Annotated in this window: 21 protein-coding genes; 13 read left to right on the top strand and 8 right to left on the bottom strand. The window is 65.1% G+C overall.

The genetic code is table 11. The features are described 5' to 3' along the window. The first annotated feature begins 97 nt into the window (after positions 1-97). The 4 genes from ACTUWL_RS13540 (at position 98) to ACTUWL_RS13525 (ending at position 4,328) form a co-directional block, all read left to right on the top strand. Positions 98-1,459, top strand: a complete 1,362-nt coding sequence (locus tag ACTUWL_RS13540) for an FAD-dependent oxidoreductase (RefSeq protein WP_035652143.1) — start codon at positions 98-100, stop codon at positions 1,457-1,459. Positions 1,460-1,568: 109 nt separating this feature from the next. Then, positions 1,569-2,573, top strand: coding sequence for an ABC transporter substrate-binding protein (locus ACTUWL_RS13535; protein WP_021080219.1), 1,005 nt, complete (start codon positions 1,569-1,571; stop codon positions 2,571-2,573). A 161-nt stretch (positions 2,574-2,734) separates the two neighbouring features. Then, a complete protein-coding gene (locus tag ACTUWL_RS13530; protein WP_021080220.1) occupies positions 2,735-3,508 on the top strand; it encodes an ABC transporter ATP-binding protein in 774 nt (257 codons plus the stop codon). Beyond that, positions 3,501-4,328, top strand: coding sequence for an ABC transporter permease (locus tag ACTUWL_RS13525; RefSeq protein ID WP_035652134.1), 828 nt, complete (start codon positions 3,501-3,503; stop codon positions 4,326-4,328). The genes ACTUWL_RS13530 and ACTUWL_RS13525 overlap by 8 nt, the downstream gene beginning before the upstream one ends. Before the next feature lie 193 nt (positions 4,329-4,521). Here ACTUWL_RS13525 and gtdA read toward each other — a convergent pair whose 3' ends face one another. After that, complete coding sequence (gtdA, locus tag ACTUWL_RS13520) at positions 4,522-5,562, bottom strand: gentisate 1,2-dioxygenase (protein ID WP_021080222.1); 1,041 nt, start codon at positions 5,560-5,562, stop codon at positions 4,522-4,524. 95 nt (positions 5,563-5,657) lie between these two features. Between gtdA and maiA the strand changes: the two genes are divergently transcribed. Genes maiA through ACTUWL_RS13505 form a run of 3 tightly spaced genes read left to right on the top strand, consistent with a single transcriptional unit; the run spans position 5,658 to position 7,976 of the window. Beyond that, positions 5,658-6,290, top strand: coding sequence for a maleylacetoacetate isomerase (maiA, locus tag ACTUWL_RS13515; RefSeq protein WP_021080223.1), 633 nt, complete (start codon positions 5,658-5,660; stop codon positions 6,288-6,290). Beyond that, a complete protein-coding gene (locus ACTUWL_RS13510; RefSeq protein WP_021080224.1) occupies positions 6,280-6,792 on the top strand; it encodes a MarR family winged helix-turn-helix transcriptional regulator in 513 nt (170 codons plus the stop codon). Before maiA ends, ACTUWL_RS13510 begins: the two co-directional genes overlap by 11 nt. Next, entirely contained in the window at positions 6,792-7,976 is a 1,185-nt protein-coding gene (locus tag ACTUWL_RS13505; protein WP_021080225.1) for a 3-hydroxybenzoate 6-monooxygenase, read from the top strand. Before ACTUWL_RS13510 ends, ACTUWL_RS13505 begins: the two co-directional genes overlap by 1 nt. 196 nt (positions 7,977-8,172) lie before the next feature. Here ACTUWL_RS13505 and ACTUWL_RS13500 read toward each other — a convergent pair whose 3' ends face one another. The 5 genes from ACTUWL_RS13500 to ACTUWL_RS13480 all read right to left on the bottom strand — a co-directional run bounded on the left by ACTUWL_RS13500 (position 8,173) and on the right by ACTUWL_RS13480 (position 12,382). Continuing rightward, complete coding sequence (locus ACTUWL_RS13500) at positions 8,173-9,783, bottom strand: benzoate-CoA ligase family protein (RefSeq protein WP_021080226.1); 1,611 nt, start codon at positions 9,781-9,783, stop codon at positions 8,173-8,175. Beyond that, positions 9,780-10,910 carry an FAD-dependent monooxygenase gene (locus ACTUWL_RS13495; RefSeq protein ID WP_021080227.1) on the bottom strand — a complete coding sequence of 377 codons (1,131 nt, stop codon included), beginning with the start codon at positions 10,908-10,910 and terminating at the stop codon, positions 9,780-9,782. The genes ACTUWL_RS13500 and ACTUWL_RS13495 overlap by 4 nt, the downstream gene beginning before the upstream one ends. 115 nt (positions 10,911-11,025) lie before the next feature. Further along, positions 11,026-11,238: a hypothetical protein gene (locus ACTUWL_RS13490; protein WP_021080228.1), complete on the bottom strand. Its 213-nt coding sequence runs from the start codon at positions 11,236-11,238 to the stop codon at positions 11,026-11,028. 109 nt (positions 11,239-11,347) lie between these two features. Then, positions 11,348-11,569, bottom strand: a complete 222-nt coding sequence (locus tag ACTUWL_RS13485; RefSeq protein WP_021080229.1) for a cysteine rich repeat-containing protein — start codon at positions 11,567-11,569, stop codon at positions 11,348-11,350. A gap of 39 nt (positions 11,570-11,608) precedes the next feature. After that, positions 11,609-12,382, bottom strand: coding sequence for a cysteine rich repeat-containing protein (locus tag ACTUWL_RS13480; RefSeq protein ID WP_106940350.1), 774 nt, complete (start codon positions 12,380-12,382; stop codon positions 11,609-11,611). Between the two features lie 262 nt (positions 12,383-12,644). On the opposite strand from ACTUWL_RS13480, the gene ACTUWL_RS13475 reads away from it, so the two are divergent. Both ACTUWL_RS13475 and ACTUWL_RS13470 read left to right on the top strand, forming a co-directional pair. Next, positions 12,645-13,778 (top strand): efflux RND transporter periplasmic adaptor subunit, encoded by a 1,134-nt coding sequence (locus tag ACTUWL_RS13475; protein WP_168470978.1) that lies wholly within the window; start codon positions 12,645-12,647, stop codon positions 13,776-13,778. A 10-nt stretch (positions 13,779-13,788) separates the two neighbouring features. Next, positions 13,789-16,959: an efflux RND transporter permease subunit gene (locus ACTUWL_RS13470; protein ID WP_021080233.1), complete on the top strand. Its 3,171-nt coding sequence runs from the start codon at positions 13,789-13,791 to the stop codon at positions 16,957-16,959. Positions 16,960-17,149: 190 nt separating this feature from the next. Here the strand turns inward: ACTUWL_RS13470 and ACTUWL_RS13465 are convergent, their stop codons facing one another. Further along, on the bottom strand, positions 17,150-18,151 hold the full coding sequence (locus ACTUWL_RS13465; RefSeq protein ID WP_021080234.1) for an NADP-dependent oxidoreductase: 1,002 nt from the start codon (positions 18,149-18,151) through the stop codon (positions 17,150-17,152). Positions 18,152-18,369: 218 nt separating this feature from the next. Here ACTUWL_RS13465 and ACTUWL_RS13460 point away from each other — a divergent pair, with 218 nt between their 5' ends. Together ACTUWL_RS13460 and ACTUWL_RS13455 are read left to right on the top strand one after the other, a co-directional pair. After that, on the top strand, positions 18,370-19,659 hold the full coding sequence (locus tag ACTUWL_RS13460) for a dicarboxylate/amino acid:cation symporter (protein ID WP_021080235.1): 1,290 nt from the start codon (positions 18,370-18,372) through the stop codon (positions 19,657-19,659). A gap of 12 nt (positions 19,660-19,671) precedes the next feature. After that, positions 19,672-20,601, top strand: coding sequence for an amino acid ABC transporter substrate-binding protein (locus ACTUWL_RS13455; protein WP_021080236.1), 930 nt, complete (start codon positions 19,672-19,674; stop codon positions 20,599-20,601). A 10-nt stretch (positions 20,602-20,611) separates the two neighbouring features. Here the strand turns inward: ACTUWL_RS13455 and ACTUWL_RS13450 are convergent, their stop codons facing one another. Next, a complete protein-coding gene (locus tag ACTUWL_RS13450; protein ID WP_021080237.1) occupies positions 20,612-21,583 on the bottom strand; it encodes an ATP-grasp domain-containing protein in 972 nt (323 codons plus the stop codon). Positions 21,584-21,881: 298 nt separating this feature from the next. Here ACTUWL_RS13450 and ACTUWL_RS13445 point away from each other — a divergent pair, with 298 nt between their 5' ends. Together ACTUWL_RS13445 and ACTUWL_RS13440 are read left to right on the top strand one after the other, a co-directional pair. Further along, positions 21,882-22,655 (top strand): ferredoxin--NADP reductase, encoded by a 774-nt coding sequence (locus tag ACTUWL_RS13445; RefSeq protein WP_021080238.1) that lies wholly within the window; start codon positions 21,882-21,884, stop codon positions 22,653-22,655. 228 nt (positions 22,656-22,883) lie between these two features. Then, on the top strand, positions 22,884-23,753 hold the full coding sequence (locus ACTUWL_RS13440; RefSeq protein WP_021080239.1) for a patatin-like phospholipase family protein: 870 nt from the start codon (positions 22,884-22,886) through the stop codon (positions 23,751-23,753). The last annotated feature ends 25 nt before the right edge of the window (positions 23,754-23,778 follow it).

Here is a 23,778-nt window from a genome sequence, read left to right as displayed (position 1 = left end):
CTCGATTCGCGAAAGCTGATTACATAATTTGGTGGATTGTACTGCAATCTGCATCAATTCATAGTCGGCCCAATCAACCCTGTTCAGGGCGGAAATGATGCGAGCGAGCACGATCGAAGAACCTGCGCGGCAGGTCCCCCTCTATGGCGAATATGACGTGGTGGTGCTTGGCGGCGGCCCGGCCGGCATTGCAGCTGCGGTCGGCGCGGCGCGCGCCGGGCGGCGGACGCTGTTGATCGAGCGCTACGGATTTCTCGGCGGCATGGGCACCGCGGCCGGCGTGACCAATTTCTGCGGCCTGCACGCCAATATTTTCGGCGGGATGCATCGGGTGGTGCAGGGCGTCGCCTCCGACCTCTTGGCGCGGATCGACCGGCTCGGCGGGTTGAATGCGCCGCATCTGATCCTCGGCAAGATTTTTGCGCAGGCCTACGACACCGCGGCGTACAAGATCGCGGCCGACGATCTTCTGGCGCATCACAAGGTCGATATCCTGTTCCACGCGCTCGGCGCCGGCGTCGTGATGGATGGCACCCATATCCGCGCGCTGATGGTGGAAACCAAGGCCGGCCGTCAGGCGGTGCGCGCCGGCATCTTCATCGACTGCTCCGGCGACGGCGACCTCGCAGTGTGGGCCGGTGCACCCTATGAAGTCGGAGACAATGCCGGCGGGATGCTCTATCCCTCGATGATGTTCCGCCTCAACGGCATCGATCCGGCGAAGGCCGGCGATGCCTGGCGGACGATTCCGGAGCGGATGGCGCAGGCCGAGGCCGCCGGCACCCACACCTTCCCGCGCAAATCCGCGATCGTGCGGCCGCAGAAATCGCAGATCGAATGGCGGGTGAATTTCACCCAGGTGACGCGCAGCGATGGCGGCGCCATTTCCGGTATTGATCCCGACGAGATGACGCGCGGCGAGATCGAGGGCCGCCGCCAGGCGGTCGAAGCGTTCAAGTTCCTGCGCACCGTGCCCGGCTTCGAAAATTCCTACATCGTCGATCTGCCGCCGCAGCTCGGCATCCGCGAGACGCGGCGCGTAATCGGCGGCTACATGCTGTCCGGCGAGGACGTGCTGGGCTGCGCCTCGTTCGAGGACTCGATCGGCGTCAATGGCTGGCCGATGGAAAAGCACGTGCCCGGCGATGTGACCTTCGAGTTTCCGCCGATCCCTGAGAGCCGCGGCTATAACGAATTGCCGTACCGCATGCTGATACCTGACGGCGTCGACAATCTCCTGGTCGCCGGCCGTTGCGCGTCGATGACCCATGAAGGGCAATCGGCGGCGCGCGTCTCCGGTGCCTGTTTCGTGATGGGCGAGGCGGCGGGAACCGCGGCCGCGCTGGCACTCTCGGGCAATACGATTCCGCGCGACATTTCCGTCGAAAAGTTGCAACAACAGCTCACGCAGCAGGGCGCGTTCATCGGCCGCGATCGGCCCGTGCCCGAAGGAATCTAGGGCGTTTTCAGGCGAAGTGGATCCCGGTTCGCGTGAAGAAAACGCGTCAAAACAGGAATCGAGAGCCCCGTTCCGATTTGATCGGAACGGGCTCTAGGCGGAGGATGAAATGAAGGGTTGGGCGCGGCTCGCACTCGCGGGCCTGCTGATGTGGGCCGCGAGCGGTATCGCGCGGGCCGACGATCTGCTGAAGGCGAAGATCGGCGTGCTGCGGCTGTCGTCCTCGGCGCCGGTGTTCATCGCGCAGGACAAGGGCTATTTCCGTGACGCCGGGCTCGATGTCGAGCTGAAGTTCTTCGACGCCGCGCAACCGATCGCGGTCGCGACCACGTCGGGCGATGTCGATTTCGGCATCACTGCCTTCACCGCCGGACTCTACAATCTTGCCGGAAAGGGCACGCTGAAGGTGATCGGCGGCATGAGCCGCGAGAAGGCCGGCTATCCCCTGATCGGGTATTTCGCCAGCAACAACGCCTATGCGGCCGGCCTGAAGACCCCGAAGGATCTCGCCGGCAAGCGCGTCGCGGTGACCCAGGTCGGCTCCAGTTTCCACTATTCGCTCGGCCTGCTCGCCGACAAATACGGCTTCAAGCTGTCCGACGTGAAGATCGTGCCGCTGCAATCGCTGTCGAACGCGGCCGCGGCGCTGAAGGGCGAGACCGTCGACGCCGCGCTGCTGCCGATCTCGACGGCGCGGACGCTGATGGATTCCAACGGCGCGAAATTCCTCGGCTGGGTCGGCGACGAGACGCCGTGGCAGCTGGGCGCCATCTTCGCGTCGCCGAAGACGCTGACCCATGCGCAACTGGTGACGAGGCTGCTCACCGCGCTGACCCGCGCCGACCGCGAATATCACGATGTGGTTCTGGCCGCGATCAAGGACGGCGTGGTTCCGATCAACGAGAAGACAAGACCGCTGCTCGAGATCATCGCCAAATACACCAACCTGCCGGTCGAGCAGGTGGTCGGCAACTGCGCCTATGTCGATCCCGACGGCAAGCTCGACGTGAAGAACGTCGACAACCAGATCAAATGGCTGCAGGAGCAGGGTTTCGCCGACAAGGGTTTTGATGCGAATGCGATCATCGCCAAGGACTATGTGAAGGCGGATTGATGATGAGCCGTATGCGCAATTCTCGACCCGCCATCCTGAGGAGCCGCGAAGCGGCGTCTCGAAGGATCGACGGCCCGAATGCAGCAGCTCGGCCGTCGACCCTTCGAGACGCGCGCAAATGCGCGCTCCTCGGGGTGACGGGTCGGGTCGTGGGGCACTGAATGGACCTGATCGCCGACCATATCAGCCATCGTTTCGGCGCGCTCGACGTGCTCAGCGACGTCTCCTTCACGGTCCGCGCCGGCGAGGTCGTTGCGATCGTCGGTCCGTCCGGCTGCGGCAAGAGCACGCTGCTCTCGATCCTCGGCGGCCTGCTGCGGCCGAGTAAGGGCGCCGCCGAGTTGCGCGGCGCGCCTCCGGCAGGAAGCCTCAATCCGCTGACCTTCGTATTCCAGGACTTTGCCCTGCTGCCGTGGAATACGGTCGAGGAGAACGTCGCATTCCCGCTGCTGCACACGGGCCTGAGCGCCGGCGAGCGCCGCACCGTGATCGACGACGCGCTGCGCCGCACGGGCTTAACGGATTTCCGCGCGACCTATCCGAAGCAGCTCTCCGGCGGCATGCGCCAGCGCGTCGGCATTGCGCGGGCGCTGGCGGTGCGTCCCGCGATCCTGCTGATGGACGAGCCGCTGTCGGCGCTGGACTCGCAGACCCGCGAGCTCCTGATGGAGGATTTCGTGCGTCTGCTCGCCGACGGCACCATGGGCGCGGTCTATGTCACGCATAATCTCGAGGAAGCGGTGCGGCTCGCCGACCGCGTCGTCGTGCTGTCGCGGCGTCCCGGCCGCATCCGGGAGATCGTGACCATTCCGATGACGCGCGCCGAGCGCGGCACGGCGGATGCGCGCGGGCAGATGGCCGCATTGCAGGGCGAATTGTGGTCTTTGATCCGCAAGGAGGCGATCGATGCCGAGCGCGAGGTCCAGCATGCTTGACCGCGCGCCGCCGGACACGAAGGACCAATTGGGCGAAGCGACGCGGCCGGTCGCGTTTCGCGGCGCCGGCTTCACGCCGGGCGGCAGCCGCTATGCGGGTTGGCTCGCGCTCGCACTCGTCATCGCGATCTGGCAGCTCGCCGGCAGTGCCGGATGGGTCAATCCGCTGTTCCTGCCGGCGCCGTCGGCGATCGCGGTCGCGATCTATAAGCTCGCGACGTCGGGCGCGCTGTGGCAGCACCTCTCCTGGTCGATCATGCGGATCGGCACCGGCTGGATGATCGGCACGGCAGCGGGCGTCATTGTCGGCTTTGCGATCGGGCTGTCGACCATGGCGCGCGGTGTCGGCATCACCTTCATCTCGGCGCTGTTTCCGATCCCGAAGATCGCGCTGCTGCCGCTCTTGATCCTGTGGCTCGGGATCGGCGAGGAGCCGAAGATCGCGACCATTGCGCTCGGGGTGTTCTTCTCGACCGCGATCTCGGTTTATAGCGGCGTCGATGCGGTGCCGCGCAACCTGATCCGGATGGCACAGAGCTTCAACGTGCCGTTCCACGCCATCGTGCGCCGCGTGATCTGGCCGGGCGCGCTGCCCTCGATCCTCGCCGGCTTCCGCATCACCGCATCCGTTGCGTTGCTGCTGGTGGTCAGCGCCGAGATGATCGGCGCGCAATACGGCATCGGCGCCTTCGTGCTGCAGGCCGGCAATCTGATGCAGACCGACCAACTGCTGGCCGGCGTCGTGATCCTGTCGCTGTTCGGCCTCGCGGTCGGGAAGCTGATCAATCTGCTGGAGACGCGGCTGCTGCACTGGCGGTGAGGGGCGCGAGGGCGGCAAACTCAAATGTCGTCCCTGCGAAAGCAGGGACCCATAACCACAGGAGGTCGTCGTTAGGAAAGGCTGGGGCCCCAGCACCTCCAACAACACGACCCTGTGGTTATGGGTCCCGGGTCGCGCTTCGCTTGCCCGGGACGACGGTGGTTCCGGGACGACGACGACTACACGTTTCTGGCTACGCGTTGCCCCGATCCTCGCGGAACAGGTCGAGCTTCTGCTGCACCGGGCGGTCGGAGAACGAGAACAGCACCGAGTCGGTATCGGCCTCGTGGGTGACCCAGTGCCAGCTCGGCACCACGAACAAATCGCGCGGGCCCCATTCGAAGGTCTGATCGCCGACCCGGGTGCGGCCCTTGCCTTCGATCGCGGCGAACACCGTGGCGTCGGTCGACCGATAGCGCGCGGTCTTGAAGCCCTTCGGCAGCAGCTGGATGAAGGTGCCGATGGTCGGCATCGCGAAATCGCCGGTCTCGGGGTTGGAGAATTTCAGCTTGAGGCCGTGGCAGGCGTCCCACTCGTCGCTGGTTCTGGCCTTCTCCAGCGCCTCGCGGGTGTATTCATAGGGGTAGTTGAAGATCGGTGAGGTCTTCGATGTCCGCTTCTGATCGATCGGCAGGAGATTGTGACCGTAGCGCGCGAAGCTGGCGCCGGCCGGCTTGGAGATCGACTGCTGGTCTTCCTTGGCGCCTTCGGCAAACGAGCAGTCGAAGAACTGCACCATCGGGATGTCGAGCCCGTCGAGCCAGAACATCGGCTCATTGGTTTCGTTGGAATGGTCGTGCCAGGTCATCGACGGCGTGATGACGAAATCGCCCGGCGACATCGCGGTGCGCTCGCCGTCGACCGCGGTGAACGCGCCCTGGCCCTCGAGCACGAAGCGCAGCGCCGATTGCGCATGGCGATGGGCGGGGGCGATATCGCCCGGCACCACCATCTGCACGCCGGCGAAAAGTGAGGTCGTGATCTTGGACTGGCCGCGCAGCCCGGGATTTTCCAGCACCAGCACGCGGCGCTCGGCTTCCTTGGCCGTGATCAGTCTGCCGGCCTCGTTCATGTAATCGCGGATCTGGTCGAACTTCCACAAGTGAGGCCGGCAGGCGCTCTTCGGCTCCGGCGTGATCAGATCGTTCATCACGTTCCACAACGCCGAGAGGTTTTGGCCGTCGATCTTCTTGTAGAACGCTTCGCGCTCCGGGGTCTTCTGCACGGCTTCCATGGCAAGCCTCCCATCGTTCTTGTCGGTGCAATTTAATTGACAGTATACTCACAATATGGCTAGCGTCAATCTAACGAAATGCAAGGGAGGTTCCGATGAAGCTGCATGGCTATTTCCGGAGCAGCGCGTCCTACCGGGTCCGGATCGCCCTCAACATGAAGGGGCTGACGCCGGAGCACCTGCCGCATCATCTGCGCAAGGGCGAGCAGTGCGCGCCGGCCTATCTCGCCATCAATCCGCAGGGGCTGGTGCCGACATTGGAGAGCGACGCCGGCGCGATCCTCACCCAGTCGCTCGCGATCATCGAATGGCTCGATGAGACCAACCCCAATCCGCCGCTGCTGCCGAAGGATCCGCTGCGGCGCGCCAAGGTGCGGGCGTTCGCGCAGGCGATCGCCTGTGACACCCACCCGGTGCAGAATCTGAAGGTGCTGGCGCGGCTGCGCAAGCTCGGCCTGCCCGAAGAGCAGGTGACCGAATGGGCGGCCTGGGCCAATCGCGAAGGACTTGCGGCCTGCGAGACCCTGATCGCTGACGAGGCCGGGCCGTTCTGCTTCGGCGATACGCCGACGCTTGCCGATCTCTGCCTGGTGCCGCAGCTCGCCAATGCGCGGCGCTTCGGCGTCGACGTCTCGGCCTATCCGCGCCTGCTCAAGGCCGAGGCCGCGACAAAGCAAGTCGAGGCGTTCGCCGACGCCGCCCCGGACAGGCAGCCCGATGCCGAGTAGCAAGCCGACGCCCGTCACCATGGACGCGGTCTACACCGCGCCCGGCTATCTGTTCCGGCGCATGCAGCAGATCGCGGTCGCGCTCTTCATCGAGGAGTGCAGGGCGTTCGACCTGACGCCGGTGCAATATGCCGCGCTGGTCACGATCTCGACCCATCCCGGCATCGACGCCACCAGGCTCTCCGCCGTGATCGCGTTCGACCGCTCCACGCTCGGCAATGTGATCGAGCGGCTGCAGGCCAAGGAATACATCGTTCGCAAGCCGGCGGCGGAGGACAAGCGCGTCAAGCTGCTCTATCTCACCAAGGCCGGCGCGGGCGTGCTCAACGACATCATGCCCTCGGTCGACAAGGCGCAGGCACGGATGCTCGAGCCGCTGAAGCCGGCCGACCGCAAAACGCTGCTCTCGCTCTTGACCCAGCTTGTCGATCTCAACAACGAGGCGTCGCGGGTGCCGTTGCGCGCCGAGGACGCGCTCGAACATCTGGGGAGGTCGGGCTGATGGCGGAGACGCGACCTGTCCTGATCGCGGGCGGCGGCATCGGCGGCCTTGCCGTGGCGCTCGGCCTCGCGCAGAAGGGCATCCGCTCGATCCTGCTGGAGAAGGCGGCCGCGCTCGGCGAGATCGGCGCCGGCATCCAGCTCGGGCCGAATGCGTTCCACGCCTTCGACTATCTCGGCGTCGGCGAGGCCGCGCGCAACATGGCCGTCTATATCGACCAGCTCCGGCTGATGGATGCGCTGACCGCCGATGAGATCACCCACATCGATCTCGGCGAGACGTTTCGCGCGCGGTTCGGCAACCCCTATGCCGTGGTGCATCGCGGCGACCTGCATGGCGTGTTCCTGCGCGCTTGCGAGAGGCACGAACTGATCGAGCTGCGCGTCTCCAGCGAGGTGACAGGCTACGAGCAGGACGGATCGTCCGTGACCGCAAAGCTCGCCAATGGCGCGCGCGTCACCGGACGCCTGCTGATCGGCGCCGACGGGTTGTGGTCCAACATCCGCAAGCAGGTCACGGCGGACGGCCCGCCGCGCGTCTCCGGCCATACCACCTATCGCTCGGTGATCCCGACAGAGCAGATGCCCGAGGATCTGCGCTGGAACGCGGCGACGCTGTGGGCCGGCCCGAAATGCCATATCGTGCATTACCCGCTGTCGGGCTGGAAGGTGTTCAACCTCGTCGTCACCTATCACAACGACGCGCCGGAGCCGGTCGCCGGCAAGCCGGTGTCCGAGCAAGAGGTGATGAAGGGCTTCACCCACGTCCACGAACGCGCGCAGAATATCATCCGCCACGGCACCAACTGGAAGCTCTGGGTGCTCTGCGACCGCGATCCCACCGAGCGCTGGATCGACGGCCGCGTCGCGCTGCTCGGCGACGCCGCGCATCCGATGTTGCAATATTTCGCGCAGGGCGCCTGCCAGGCGATGGAAGACGCGGTCTGCCTGTCGCACATGCTGGCCAATCACGATGATCAGGCGGCGGCGCTCGACGCCTATCGCGCGCAACGCTTCCCGCGCACCGCGCGCGTGCAGCTGATGTCCCGTGCGATCGGCGAGCACGTTTATCACCCGGCCGGCGACCACGCCCGCATCCGCAATGCGATCATGAGCGCGAAGTCGCAGAACGAATGGTGCGACGATATCGCGTGGCTGTATGGCGGAACGGGGTTGGGCGGTTAGCTAGTAGTGGCTGACGTACGCGTTCGCCACACCCTCAGTCGTCGTCGCGGCGAAGGCCGGGACCCAACCACGAATAGTCGTTGTTGAGGCAGCTGGGGCCCCGATCTTCGCGCCACAAGCATTTGTGGTTATGGGTCCCGGCTTTCGCCGGGACGACATTGAATGTGTGGCCGCTGTGGTGCGCAAGCCGGCGTCGCTACATCCGCATCACCGCCTGCCGGTCGATCTTGCCCGTGCCGGTCTTCGGCAGTTCGTCGATGAACTTCACCTCGCGCGGATATTTGTAGGGCAGGAGCTTCGTCTTGACGTAGTCCTGCAACCGCCGCGTCGCCTCATCGCTGTCGAAGCCGGCCTTGTTCATCACCACCACGGCCCGCAGCGTCATGCGGCGGTCGGGCAATTCGGCGCCGTAGACCGCGCATTCGCGGACGTCGGGGTGATCGGCGAGGCAGAGCTCGACCTCCAGCGGATAGACCCACTGGCCGGAGATCTTGATAAGGTCGTCGGCGCGGCCGCGGAAGAAGTGGAAGCCGTCGCTGTCGCGCACGAAGCGGTCGCCGGTGTAGATCCAGCCGTCTTCGCGCACGGTCTCGGCGGTCTTGTCCGGCCGGTTCCAGTACAGCGGTGTTGCGGAATCGCCGCGCACCCACAAAATGCCTTCCTCATTGTCGCCGACCTCGCGGCCGTCGCTGTCGCGCAGCATGATCTCGTAGCCGGGCACGCGCAGGCCGGCGGCGCCGAGCTTCTTCTGCTCCGCGCGGTTGCTGAGATAGACGTGCAGCACCTCGGTCGAGCCGAGGCCTTCGATGATCTCGAGCCCGGTGAGCTGTTTCCAGCCGTTGAACACATCGGCCGATAGCACCTCGGCGGCGGAGACCGCCATGCGCAGCGAGGAGAAGTCCGCAGCGTCCGCGCCTTCGGCCTTGGTCAGGGTGATGTAGAGCGTCGGCAGCCCGAAGAATACGGTCGGCCGATACTGACCGATCGCCGCGAAGATCGCGGCGGGTTTCGGTTGGCCCGGCAGCAGCAGCGTGGCGGCGCCGACCGAGAAGGGAAACGTGATCGAATTGCCGAAGCCGTAGGCGAAGAAGATCTTCGGCACCGAGAAGCAGATGTCGCCGGGCTTGAGCTTCAGCACGTTGCGGGCAAAGGCGAGCTCGCTATAGGCCATGTCGTGCTGCAAATGCACGATGCCCTTGGGGCGGCCGGTCGAGCCTGACGAATACATCCAGAACGCCATCTCGTTGCGATGGGTGTCGGCCGCGTCGAGCTCGCTCCGAAATCCTTGCAGCCATTCGCCGGCATCACGCGTCTCCGCAACGGCATGACCGCCCGCGGCGCCGTTGACCACGATCAGCGTGCGCAGCGGCGTATCCTTGCAGGCCTCGGCGTTGAAGCGCGAGCAGAACTCCGCATCGGTGACGGCGACCTGCGCGCCGGCATCGGACAGGTAGAATTGCAGCAGCTCCGGCGTCGTCAGCGTGTTGATCAGGAGCGGCACGAGACCGGCGCGCACAGCGCCGAAGAACGCCGCCGGGTAGGCCGGGGTGTCGTCAAGGAACAGCAGCACGCGGTCGCCGCGCTTCAGCCCGAGCGACAGGAATGCGTGACCCCAGCGTGCTGCGTCGGCGCAGAGCTCGCGATACGTCCGTGTGCCGGCCGGGCCGGTCAGCGCCAGGCGTTCGGCATTGCCGTTGCCGAGATTGTCGAACAGGATGCGGCTCGCATTGTAGTGCGCGGGAATCGCAAAGCCGATCTCGCGCGCACCGGGACTGTCCTGCGGAACCTGGTCGGCGATCAGGCTCATGACGGTCCCTTTGCGGCTTCGTACCGGGCCATGAAGGCCGGCGACATCGCGCGCAGCCGCGCGTCGTCGATGCGGCCGGAGCGGGTGATGTAGCTGTAGGCGAAATCCAGCAGGTCGCGCTTCATGTGCGCGGGGAAATGCTCATACCAGTCGGCGCTGGTCCGCGCCGCGGTGACGAGCTTCTTCACGATCGGCTTACGCTCGCTCTCGTAGCGCGCTAGTGCTGCGGCAACGCCGCTTTCGCTCTCCAGCGCCTTGGTCAGCGCAATCGCGTCCTCGATCGCCAGCCGCGTACCGGAGCCGATCGAGAAGTGCGCGGAATGCAGCGCGTCGCCGATCAGCACCATGTTGCCGTGCGACCAGCGCTCGTTCCAGATCCACGGGAAATTGCGCCACACCGATTTGTTCGAGATCAGCCGGTGGCCATCCAGTGTCTCGGCGAACACCTCCTCGCAGATCGCCTGCGACTCTTCGATGCTCCTGTCGGCGAAGCCGTAGGCCGCCCAGGTCGCCGCGTCGCACTCGACCAGGAAGGTGCTCATGTCCTTCGCATAGCGATAGTGATGGGCGTTGAAGCAGCCCACGTCGGTTGCCACAAAGGTCTGCGACAACGTTGCGAAGGGCTTCGTGGTGCCGTACCAGGCGAATTTGTTGGTCGAGTGCGAGACCGATGCCCCGAATGCGGTCTCGAAACCGCGGCGAACCATCGAGTTCAGCCCGTCGGCAGCGACGATCAGGTCGTACCCCTTGAGCTCACCGACCGATTGCACAGCAGTGTCGAATTGCGGCGTGACGCCGACACTGCGCACGCGCTCCTGCAGGAGCGTCAGCAATGCCAGCCGCCCGATCGAGGAGAACCCGACGCCATCGATCTCGACGCTCTCGCCGCGCAGATTGAGGGTGATGTTCTTCCAGCTCTCCATCCGCGGGGTGATGGCGTCGACCGTCTCGGGGTCGTCGGCGCGCAGGAAGTCCAGCGCCTGCTCGGAGAACACCACGCCGAAGCCCCAGGTGGCGCCGGCCGGATTCTGCTCGAACAGATCGATCTCGGCGTCGGGATGACGCTTCTTCCAGAGATAGGCGAAATAGAGCCCGCCGGGCCCTCCGCCGATCACGGCGATCCGCAACGTCTGCCTCCCAGATTGACAGTGTACTTACAATTTGGATCGAGACTAATCTCCCTCTGGCGGGAACGCCAGAGGGAAAATGCGCGCAGCGGCTACAAGCGTGGTGCCGAAAAGTTCAGTAGCAGCGGCGGACCTTGACCCCGTCGACCCAAATCCAGCGGCAGCCGGCGACGACGGGCTTGCGGACGACGACCGCGCCGCGATGGCCGGCGCATCCCGCGCGATAGGGGCCGCGCCCGCACACGACCGCGTTGGCGTCGGCGGACTCGAAGGCCATGGTCGCGGCAAAGGACAGCAGGGCTGCAGCGATCAGCAATAATGAGCGCATGATATTCCCTCTCCCGGAGTGAGGACTGGTTGGCCTCTGGATGACAACAAGGTGCTGCGGCTTCGTGCCCGACAGTCGCCGGGCACAGGTCGTCGCGCCGCTTGTGCGGCTATTTCTTTTCGGCTTCCGCCAGCACCTTCTTGCAGGCGGGCGTCAGCTTGTCGCTTTCCTTGGCGAGGCAGGCGATGATGCGCCCGCCGCCGGGCGTCACGCTCTTGCAGAACTTCTGGTAGTCGCCCATGCAGGCGTCGCGTTGCGCCGTAGTCAGCTCCTGGGCAAAGACGGCGGTTGAGCCGCACAGCAAGGCGGCGGTCAGGACAATACGCAGCATCGATCGCTCCCTGTTCCGGTCAGTCGGGTGAAAACGGCATCAGCGCGCCGCGAACGGCGCTAGCACGTCACGGCACGCCGGTGACAGCGAGCCGGCATTGGTCGCCAGGCACTGCACGATCCGCCCGCCGCCCGGCTGGACGCCGCCGCAGATCGAGCGGACGTCGGCGCCACAGGCCGAGCGCAACACGAACAGCTCTTCGCGTGGTCGCAGTGGCCGCAGCGTGATCGCTGCCGGCGCGGCCGCCGGGGCTGCCGCCGTCGCCGCGCCTTCGGCCGGTGCGGCGCCGCCGCCACCGGCCGCCGCAACCGCCTTCTCGCAGGCCGGTGAAAGCTTCGCCTTGTTCTTCTCCAGGCATTGCAATGCAGGCGCGCCGCCGGTCGGCACCCCGGCGCAAACCTTCGGATAGTCGGAGCGGCACGCACTGCGGATCGCGGAGATTTGCGCGCTGCTCGGCTTGCCTGCGGCGGCAGCTTTCGGTGCTGCCGTCTCCGCGGGCTTGGCCGCGGTGGTCGCGGGCGCCGCATCAGTCTTGGCTGCCGCAGGCGCGGCGGCCGGCGCTTCCACGGCCTTCACCGCGCTGGCACAGGCCGGGGCAAGGCTTGCCATGTTCTTCTGCAGGCATTGCAGCGACGCCTCACCGCCCGGTGGCACGCTCGAGCAATGTGCGATGTAGTCGTTGCGGCATTGCGACTTGATGGCGTCGCGCTGGGCCTGGGTCGGCGCCTGCGACAGGGCCGGCGCGGTGCTGATGAATGTCGCGAGCCCAAGCCATGCACACAGCTTCGTTGCACGTGTCAACGCGTTGATCATTTGAATAAATCCTCTCGTTGCGCCGGAAGCTGCCGGCCCAACTGAACTGCGTTCTGAAATGTCTTGCTGTACGCGAGCGACATCATTTTCGCTTTCGAGTTCCGCTGCAAGCGGATTGTTGCTATGGATGAAGCAGACTGAATTTTTTGCGCCTACCACGTTTGAATTAGGTCATTTGAACTGAGGCTCGGAAATGAGGCATGCGCGCGCGTCCGCACATTTCGGTCAGAGCAATTTTGTGCGGCTGCGAAATGCGCCACTTATGCGCACGGTCTGCGCCATAGCGGCCTTCCTCAGTTTAAGTGCCTGCGAGCAAAACAGTTTTGTTCCGCCGCCGCCGCCGAAGGTCGACGTCGCGCCGCCTGTGCAGCGCGCCATCACGCGTTATCTGGACGCAACCGGAAACACTGCGCCGATCAAGACCGTCGATCTGGTCGCGCGTGTGCAGGGCTTCCTGCAGTCGATCGACTATCAGGACGGTTCGCCGGTGAAGCAGGGGACCACCCTGTTCACGATCGAGCCGGAGACCTACAAGCTGAAGCTGGAGCAGGCGCAGGCCGCCGAAGTCGGTGCGCAGGCGACGCTGAAGCAGGCGGAGCTCGACTTCAAGCGGCAGCAGGATCTGGTGCAGCGCCAGGCAGTGTCGCAGGCGACGCTGGATACTTCGACCGCGACGCGGGACAACGCCCAGGCCGGCCTGCAGCAGGCCCAGGTCAACACCAAGCTCGCTGCAGTCAATTACGGCTACACCAATGTCGCCGCGCCGTTCGACGGCATCGTCAGCAACCATCTGGTCTCGGTCGGCGAACTGGTCGGCGTGGCGTCGCCGACCCAGCTTGCCACCATCGTGCAGCTCGATCCGATCTATGTGAATTTCAACGTCAACGAACAGGACGTGCAGCGGGTGCGGGACGAAGCGCGCCGCCGCGGCATCACGACCACCGACCTCAGGCAGCTGCCGATCGAGGTCGGGTTGCAGACCGAGACCGGTTATCCGCACAAGGGCAAGCTTGACTACATCTCGCCGACCATCAACCAGTCGACCGGAACGCTCGCCGTCCGCGGCCTGGTCCCCAATCCGGAGCGCGTGCTGCTGCCGGGTTTCTATGTCCGCGTTCGGGTGCCGATCGACAAGCAGGACAATGCGCTGCTGGTGCCGGACGTTGCGATCGGCAGCGACCAGAGCGGCCGCTACGTGCTGGTCGTCAATGCCGACAACGTGGTCGAGCAGCGCAAGGTGACGACCGGTCCGCTCGACGAGGGCCTGCGCGTCATCGAGAGCGGGCTGAAGGCGGACGATCGCGTCGTGACCGCCGGGCTGCTGCGCGCGATCCCCGGCCAGAAGGTCGATCCGCAGATGCAGAAGGGCGACGCGACGCCGGCCGCGGCCAAGTGAGGGGCGCGCCATGATCTCGAAATTCTTCATCGAGCGGCCGGTCCTGTCCAACGTCATCGCGATCCTGATGATCCTGATCGGCGGCGTCGCGCTGTTCAATCTCGCGGTCGCGCAATATCCCGACGTGGTACCGCCCACCGTGCAGGTGACGACGCGCTATCCCGGCGCATCGGCAAAGACCGTGATCGACACCGTGGCGCTGCCGATCGAGCAGCAGGTCAACGGCGTCGAGGACATGCTCTACATGCAGTCCTACAGCGGCGCCGACGGCACCTACACGCTGACCGTGACCTTCAAGATCGGCACCGACCTCAACTTCGCGCAGGTGCTGGTGCAGAACCGCGTCTCCTCGGCGCTGTCGCAACTGCCGACCGCGGTGCAGAACCAGGGCGTCACGGTGCAGAAGCGGTCGACCTCGATCCTGCTGTTCGTGACGCTGACCTCGCCGAACAAGACCTACGACAGCCTGTTCCTGTCGAACTACGCCACCATCAACATCCGCGACGAGCTGTCCCGCCTGCCGGGCGTCGGCAACGTCACCGTGTTCGGCGCCGGGCAATATTCGATGCGGGTCTGGCTCGATCCGAACAAGCTGCAGGCACGCGGGCTGATGCCGCAGGACGTGATCCAGGCGATCCAGCAGCAGAGCCAGCAGGTCACAGCCGGCCAGGTCGGCGCGCCGCCGGCGCCGCAGGGGCAGGCGTTCCAGTACACGCTGAACGTCAACGGCCGGCTCGACGACGCGAGCCAGTTCGAGAACATCATCGTCAAGACCGGCAATGTCGGCGACGTCATCCGGGTCCGCGATCTCGGCTCGGTCGAGCTCGGCGCGCAGACCTACAGCCAGGTGTTCTCGCTCAACCAGAAGCCGGCCACCGGCATCGGCGTGTTCCTGTCGCCGGGCGCCAACGCACTGCAGGTCGAGAAGGAAGTGCAGAAGAAGGTGGCGCAGCTCGCCAAGCAGTTCCCGCAGGACATCAAATACGACACGCCGTTCGACACCACCAAATTCGTCCAGGCCTCGATCGACGAGGTCTACCGGACGCTGATCGAGGCCGGCCTCCTGGTGCTGGTCGTGATCCTTGTGTTCCTGCAGGATTGGCGGGCGATGCTGGTGCCGGCGACCACCGTGCCGGTCACCATCATCGGGGCGTTCGCGGCGATGGCCGCGCTCGGCTTCACCATCAATTTGTCGACGCTGTTTGCGATCGTGCTGGCGATCGGCATCGTGGTCGACGACGCCATCGTCGTGGTCGAAGGCGCCGCGCACAATATCGAGCAGGGCATGTCCGGCCATGACGCCGCGATCAAGGCGATGGACGAATTGTTCGCGCCGATCGTCGGCATCACGCTGGTGCTGATCTCGGTGTTCCTGCCGGCGGCGTTCCTGCCGGGGCTGACCGGCCGGATGTACGCGCAATTCGCCTTGGTGATCGCGGCGACCGCGCTGCTCAGCGCCGTCAATGCCGCGACCCTGAAGCCGACGCAGTGTGCGTTGTGGCTGCGTCCGCCGGTGCCGCCCGAGCAGCGCAACTTCTTCTACCGCGGCTTCAACGCAGTCTATGATCGGGTGGAACGGGGCTACACGCGGATCATCGGTGGCATTGCCGCCCACGCCAAGACCTCGGTCCTCGTTGCGCTGGTCCTGATCGGAATTGCCGGCTACGGGCTGTCGCGGGTGCCGACCGGCTTCATCCCGATCGAGGACCAGGGGTATCTGCTGGCCGCCGTGCAGTTGCCCGACGGCGCCGCGATCGATCGCACCCAGCAGGTGCTCGACAGGGTCACCGAGATCGCCCGCAAGACGCCGGGGGTCGAGCAGGTGGTTTCCATCGCCGGCATCTCCGCGCTCGACAATTCGTCGAGCCTTGCCAATGCCGGCGTCGCCTATGTGATCCTGAAGGACTGGGGCTCGCGCGGCCCGGGCGAGGATCTGCGCTCGCTGGTCTACGGCCTCAACGACCGGCTTGCGGTGATCCCGGAGGCGCGCATTTTGGTCATCCCGCCGCCGCCGATCCAGGGCATCGGCAATGCCGCCGGCTTTGCCATGCAGGTGCAGCTGCGCGACGGCAACGCCGACTACGGCAAGCTGCAGGCGGTCACCGGCGCCGTCGTCAGCAATGCGCAGACGCAAAGCGCGCTGCAGCGGGTGCAGTCGTCGTTCCGCTCGATGGTGCCGCAGTTCGACGTCCAGGTCGATCGCGTCAAGACCGAGACCCTGCACGTCACCACCGACCAGATCTTCTCGACCCTGTCGTCCTATCTCGGCGCCAGCTACGTCAACCAGTTCACCAAGTTCGGCCGCACCTTCCAGGTCTACACCCAGGCCGATGCGCAATACCGCCTGACCTTGCGCGACATCCAGAACATGATGGTGCGCAACAGCAATGGCGACATGGTCCCGCTCGGCACGGTGGCGAACATCACGCCGTCGGTCGGGCCGTCGCTGATCAGCCTCTACAACCTCTATCCGTCGGCCACCATCATCGGCCTGCCGTCGCAGGGCTACAGTTCCGGCCAGTCGATGAGCTTGATGGAGGAGATCGCCGCGAAGACGCTGCCGCCGGGCACCGGCTATGAGTGGACGGCGATGTCGTACCAGGAGAAGGAGGTCGGCAGCCAGATCTACTTCGTGTTCGCGCTGGCGCTGCTCCTGGTCTACCTCGTGCTCGCCGGACAATATGAGAGCTGGTACGCGCCGATCTCGGTGATCCTGGCGGTGCCGCTGTCGCTGCTCGGGCCGATGCTGGTGCTGACTGCGCTCCGGATCGAGAACAACCTCTACACCCAGATCGGCACCATCCTGCTGATCGCGCTGTCGGCCAAGAACGCGATCCTGATCGTCGAGGTCGCGCTCGAGCATCACATCCGCGACGGCAAGCCGGTGCTGGAATCGGCGATCGACGCGGCGCGCGCCCGGTTCCGGCCGATCCTGATGACCTCGTTTGCGTTCATCCTCGGCGTCTTGCCGCTGGTGATCGCGACCGGCGCCGGCGCCAACGCCCGCAAGTCGATCGGCATCACCGTGTTCTCAGGCATGATCGCCTCGACCTGCCTCGCGGTGCTGTTCGTGCCGGCGTTCTTCGTCGTGGTGCAGAATTTCGAGAACTGGCGCAAGGCGAAGAAGGGCAAGGCGGCCGGGCCGCAAGCCGCGCAGCAGGCGCCGGGCACGGCGCATTAGCCCCGCGCACCTACCTATCCCCGTCACCCCCGCGCAAAGGCTTCGCCTTTGTCGCGGGAGGAGGCCGCAAAGCGGCCGTCTCGAAGGGTCGACGGCTCGGCGCCATCTGCGCCGCCAAACCGGGGCCGTGGATCCTTCGAGGCGCGCAAGAGCGCGCACCTCAGCATGACGGAACCGAGAGCTTTTGCCCCTACACCTTCACCATGCGCTTGCCGCGGTTCTCGCCGGCGAGCAGCCCGATCAGCGCCTGCGGCGTGTTCTCGATGCCGTCGATGACGTCCTCCTGCACTTTCAGTTTGCCGGAGGAGACCCAGGACTGCAGGTCGGCGAGCGCGGCGTCGCGCTGGTCCATGTAGTCCATCACGATGAAGCCCTGCATGACCAGCCGCTTCACCACGATCAGGCCGGGCACGCCGCGCGGGCCGTGCGCGGAGGGCACGCCGTCATATTGCGAGATCGCGCCGCAGCAGGCGATGCGGCCGCGGTTGTTCATCTGGGAGAGGCAGGCCTCCAGGATGTCGCCGCCGACATTGTCGAAATAGACGTCGATGCCCTTCGGCGCCGCTGATCGCAGTGCCTTGTAGGTGGCGCCGTCCTTGTAGTCGACCGCGGCGTCGAAGCCGAGCTCTGACGTCAGCCAGTGGCACTTGTCCTTGCCGCCGGCGATGCCGACCACCCGGCAGCCCTTGATCTTGGCGATCTGGCCGACGATCGAGCCGACCGAGCCGGCCGCCGCCGACACCACCACGGTCTCGCCTTCCTTGGGCTTTCCGACATGGAGCAGGCCGAAATAGGCGGTCAGGCCGGCGATGCCGTAGACGCTGAGCAGGTGCGTCATCGGCTCGAGCTTCGGCATCTTCGAAAGGTGTTTGGCGGGCACGGTGGCGTAATCCTGCCAGCCGGTGTCGCCGAACACGATATCGCCCGGCTTGAGGCCTGGGTCATTCGACGACACCACTTCGGCGATGCTGCCGCCGGCCATCACGGTGTTGGCTTCGACCGCAGCACGGTAGGTGGCGCCGTGCATCCAGGCGCGGTTGGCGGCATCGAGCGAGATGTAGCGCGTCCGCACCAGCGCCTCGCCCTCCTTCGGCGCGGGGATGGTGGCGTTGGTCAGGCGAAAATGCTCGGGGCCGAGTTTGCCGGTCGGCTTTTCAACCAGCAGGATCTGGCGATTGATGGTGTCGTTCATTGGCGATGTCTCCCCCTCGCGTTGGTCGTTTCGCATGCAGTTTGACTGCGACGCGCGCAGCTTAGTGCACAGATTGTGCGCTGCATGAACGCTAGTCCCGGCGCTGGCATTCCACAACGGGAACAGATCGGCAAAGTCCCGCTGGACGCGAAGCGTGTTGCGTAGCTGCGTAAATCTGCCACACTTGCCTTACGCCGGGAACTTACGGGGGTAAGAGAATGTCGAACAGGTTTACGCAGTACATCCTGATTGCGATGGTCCTTGGCATCGCAATGGGGACGATCGTCTTCAACTATCTTCCTGACAGCCGTGCCGAGATCGCCGCCGACGTCAACCTGATCGCGATGCTGTTTCTGCGCCTGATCAAGATGATCATCGCGCCGCTGGTGTTCGCCACCCTCGTTGGCGGCATTGCCCATATGGGAAGCGGCGCCAAGCTCGGGCGCATCTTCGCCAAGACCATGGGCTGGTTCGTCTCCGCCTCCTTCATCTCGCTGCTGCTCGGCCTCGTGATGGTCAATCTGTTGCAGCCCGGCGCCAATTTCCCCGGCACACTGCCCGACAAGGCGCAGTCCACCGGCCTGCCGGTCTCGGCGTTCTCGATCGAGAAATTCCTGACCCATCTGATCCCGACCTCGATCGCGGATGCGATGGCGCAGAACGAGATCCTGCAGATCGTGGTGTTCGCGGTGTTCTTCGCGGTCGCGCTCGGCGCCATGCCCGAGCGGTCGAAGCCGATCATGAGCCTGATCGACGACCTCGCCCATATCATGCTGAAGGTCACCGGCTATGTGATGCTGTTCGCGCCGATCGCGGTGTGGGCAGCGATCATGGCGACCGTCTCGAAGAACGGCCTCGGCGTGCTCTGGAAGCTGATCGTCTTCATGGGCGGCTTCTATCTGTCGCTGCTGATCCTGTGGGGCATCCTGGTCGCGGTCGGCTTCATCGTGATCGGGCCGCGCTACAGTCACCTGCTGCGGCTGATCCGCGAACCGCTGATGATCGCGTTTTCGACCGCCTCTTCGGAGGCGGCCTATCCGAAGACGCTGGAGGGGCTGAACAAGTTCGGCGCCTCCTCGCGGATATCGGCTTTCGTGCTGCCGCTCGGCTATTCGTTCAATCTCGACGGCACGATGATGTACTGCACCTTCGCGAGCATCTTCATCGCGCAGACCTACCATATCGAGATGTCGCTCGGCACGCAGCTCGCGATGCTGGCAACCTTGATGATCACCTCCAAAGGCGTCGCCGGCGTGCCGCGCGCGTCGCTGGTGGTGATCGCCTCGACGCTGTCGCAGTTCGGCATCCCCGAGGCCGGGTTGCTGATGATCATGGGCATCGACACCTTCCTCGACATGGGCCGCAGCGCCACCAACGTGATCGGCAACTCGCTGGCGACCGCCGTGGTCGCGAAGTGGGAGGGCGAGCTGAAGGCCGAGCACGAGCTCGGGCCCGACGACGCGGTGCCGCAGGACGCGGTGCCCGGCGCCGTGATGGCCGGCCATTGACGGGAGGGATGCATGCATCGCGCCCGCTGGAGGCCGATCCGGGCTGAGCGCCGGTTGCTGTCGGCATGTCTGCTGGCAGCAAGCCTGCTCACCGGACCGGCGTCCGCACAGCCGGCGGGCGAAGGGCTCAGCCCCACGCTCGCCAACATCAAGGCCACGCACACGGTGCGGATCGGCTATCGCGAGAGTTCGCCGCCGTTCTCGTTCCTCGATCACTCCAACCGGCCGATCGGCTACAGCCTCGAGCTGTGCGATGCGATCGTCGACGAGATCGGGGCCGAGGTCGACGACGCCGGCCTCAAGGTCGACTACATCAAGGTCACCTCCGACGACCGCATTCCCGCGTTGGTCGACAAGAAGATCGATCTCGAATGCGGGTCGACCACGGCGAATGCGGAGCGTGGCAAGCAGGTCGCGTTCTCGCCGCTGATGTTCGTGGCCGGTACCAAGCTGATGGTGCCGAAAGCTTCGGGCGTCAACCAGGTGGCCGATTTGAAGGGCAAGACCGTGGTGGTCACCAAGGGCACCACCAACGAGCAGGCGATCCACAATGTCGACGCCAAGCAACAGCTCGGCCTCAACATCGTCACCGGCGGTGACCACGAGCAATCCTACCAGATGCTGGTGGACGGCAAGGCGGATGCGTTCGCGACCGACGACATCCTGCTCTACGGCCTGATCGCGCGGCACAAGTCGCAGGACAAATTCCGCGTCACCGGCGACTATCTGTCCTACGATCCCTACGGCATCATGTACCGCAAGGGCGAGCCGCAGATGAAAGAGGTGGTCGAGCGTGCGTTCCGCAAGCTCGCCTCGAACCGCGACATCATCCCGCTCTACAACAAATGGTTCGTCGCGCGCCTGCCGACCGGCGAGAAGCTCAACGTCGCGCTGTCACCGCAGCTCGAGGAAGCCTTCAAGGTGCTCGACGAGAACCAGTAGCTTCGGTATGTCACCCGTCGTCCCGGCTTTCGCCGGGGCGACCAACTTGTTCAAACACCGCGTCCAGCGCCGCGTGATACGCAGCTTCGACCAACGCCGGATGCCGGCGGCCCAGCGCCTCCATCTTCACGCCGGAATTCACCTCGAGCACTTTCCACGCACCATCGGCACGCACGACGTCGATGGAGGCGAAGCGGATGCCGACAGCCTGCGCGGCCTTGATGGCGAGCGCGGTGCAGGCGTCGCGTGTCGCATCATCAGCGATCAGCATGGGCTCGGCACCGGCGTCGAGATTGTGCCGCCAGTTCAGCAGGAGCCGCTCGCCGGCCGGTGGAATGGCGTCGAGCGCGGCGGCGTCGAAATCCTCGGGGAGAGTCTTGAGCTGCTCGGCGGTCGCGCTCGCCTGCGCCAGCGCGCGGAGCGAATGGATGCCGTCGCCGACCACCATCGGGCGCGTCTTGCCGTAGACGATCAGTGCGTGCGCATCGAGCAGCACGACGCGCACCTCGTGCTCGATCTCGACATAGGGCGAGATCGCGAGACTTGGATGTGCGGCAAGGATGCGCGCGACCGCGGCCTCCAGCTGCGCCCGCGTCGTGACGCGGAAGACGAGCTCGCCGGATGTCCCCTCGTTAGGCTTGACGACAAGCCCGCGCGGATGCTGGTCGAGCAGCAGCCGCATCGCCTCCAGCGAGTCCGATCCCGGGATGTGCTTGCTGAGCCTGCCGCCGAGAAACAACGTGTGCGCAATGGCGGGAACGCCGGCCGATGCCAGCACCTCCGCGCAGGCCGATTTGTCGTTGGCGACCTGATGCGCGACTGCGCTGTTCAGCCCGATGTCGTAACCGATCGCGAGCCGCCGCCGACGGCCCTTGGTCATGATGACCAGCCAGCCGCCCGACCGCACCTCGACCGCAATCGAGCGCGCCAGACAATATTTTTTGATGGTTTCCAGGAAGATTCGCTGGCTGATCAGGACCACGAGATCATTTTCCCTTCACCACAGTATTCATAGCAATTATTTGCCAGATCGGCGTCGATCTCAGCAAGTAAATTACGTGCAGCGCCACGCGTTAACGATGGTCGTGGTTGAACCCCTGCGCGAAATCGAACGACTGCCATTCTGAGATCGCAATTGCACGCCAGTTGATCTTGACTATCTCATGCGCAGGGGCGATGGACACGCGAGATCTTCAATGATTTCGGCCACTTCTGCGCCGTCGCGAGCAGTCTAGAAATCAAATCATTCTAAACCTGGTCAGTCGAGAAAACGAAAACACATGAGCGCGTTCTATCGAGAGAAGGTTCTTTCGGTTCAGCACTGGACCGATACGCTTTTCAGCTTCCGGGCCACCCGCGATTCCGGTTTCCGCTTCCAGAACGGGCAGTTCGCCATGATCGGCCTCGAGGTCGACGGCCGGCCGCTGCTGCGCGCCTATTCGATGGCGAGCGCCAATCACGAGGAAGAGCTCGAGTTCTTCTCGATCAAGGTGCAGGACGGCCCGCTCACCTCCAAGCTGCAGAAGATCCGCGAGGGCGACACTATCCTGGTCGGCCGCAAGGCGACCGGCACGCTGATCACCGACAATCTGATCCCCGGCAAGCGGCTGATGCTGCTGTCGACCGGCACCGGACTGGCGCCGTTCGCGAGCCTGATCAAGGACCCCGAGGTCTATGATCGCTACGACCAGATCCTGCTGGTGCATGGCTGCCGCCAGGTCTCCGAGCTCGGCTATGGCGAGGAGCTGGTCGCCAAGCTGCGCGACGACGAGCTGTTCGGGCCGCTGCTGTCCGAGAAGCTGTCCTACTATCCGACCGTGACGCGCGAGCCGTTCCGCAACCGCGGACGCATCACCGACCTGATCACCTCGAACCAGCTGTTCACCGACCTGCATCAGGGTCCGCTCGACATCGAGACCGACCGCATCATGATGTGCGGCAGCCCGGCGATGCTGGAAGAGCTCAAGCAGCTGTTCGAGACCCGCGGCTTCAAGGAAGGCAGCGGCAACACGCCCGGTCACTTCGTGATCGAGAAGGCGTTCGTCGAGCGCTGAGACCGCTTAAGACTGTCGTCCTGGCGAAAGCCAGGACCCATTACCATCACTCTCGGTTTTGCGAAGGCTGGGGCCCCATCAGGCTTCAGCTTTTTGCATTTGGGGTTATGGGTCCTGGCCTTCGCCAGGACGACGGCTGTGGTGGTGGCGTGCACCATTTGTGTGTTGCTATAACTCACCCCAACGCCGCGCAGCCCTTTCCGAACGCGGCGACCAGGGAGCCGCGCCTTGTCCATCACCGATCCGGATGCACCGAAGACCGCCTTTGTGTTTGCCGGCGGCGGCAGCTTTGGCGCGGTCCAGGTCGGCATGCTGCAGGCACTGGCGGCGCATGGCGTGGTCGCCGACATGGTGGTCGGCTCCAGCGTCGGCGCGCTCAACGGCGCCTTCTATGCCGGTGATCCGACGGTCTCGGGAGTAGCGCGGCTGGCCGAGATCTGGCGCGGCCTGAACCGGCAGGACGTGTTTCCGGTGACCTGGCGGACACTGGTCGGCTTCCTGTGGCGGCGCGATTTCCTGATCCCGCATGACGGCGTCCGCAAGCTGATCGACGATTACATCCCGTTCCGCAATCTCGAGGACGCGCGGATGCCGATCCACATCGTCACGACCGACATTATCAGCGGCGACAGCGTCGTGCTGTCGGAAGGCTCCGCCGCGGAGGCGATCGTGGCATCGACCGCGATCCCCGGCGCGTTCACGCCGGTGCATTACCGCCATCATTTCCTGGCGGACGGTGCGATCTCCAGCAACACGCCGATCCGCGTTGCCGTGAAGCAGGGGGCAAAACGACTGATCGTGCTGCCGACCGGGCATGCCTGCGCCAACCAGGCACCGCCGGTCGGTGCGCTCGCCAACGCGCTGCATGCGCTGACATTGCTGATCGCGCGGCAACTCGTCAACGAGCTCGAGAATATCGGCTCCGATGTCGAGTACTTCGTGGTACCGCCGCTCTGCCCGCTGGTCGGCTCGCCCTACGATTTCTCCCGAACCTCAGATCACATCGCACGCGCCCTCGACACCACCAATGCGTGGCTGGCCGGCGATGGCCTCAAGGCGGGGCACATCCCGCACGAATTGCAGCCGCATGGCCATTGAGGGGGCGGCGGCTGCGCTTTTTCCT

Source organism: Bradyrhizobium sp. WCU1, assembly GCF_053474805.1.
The sequence above is the reverse complement of the archived record's forward strand: the minus strand, read 5'-3'. Positions and strand labels throughout refer to the sequence as shown.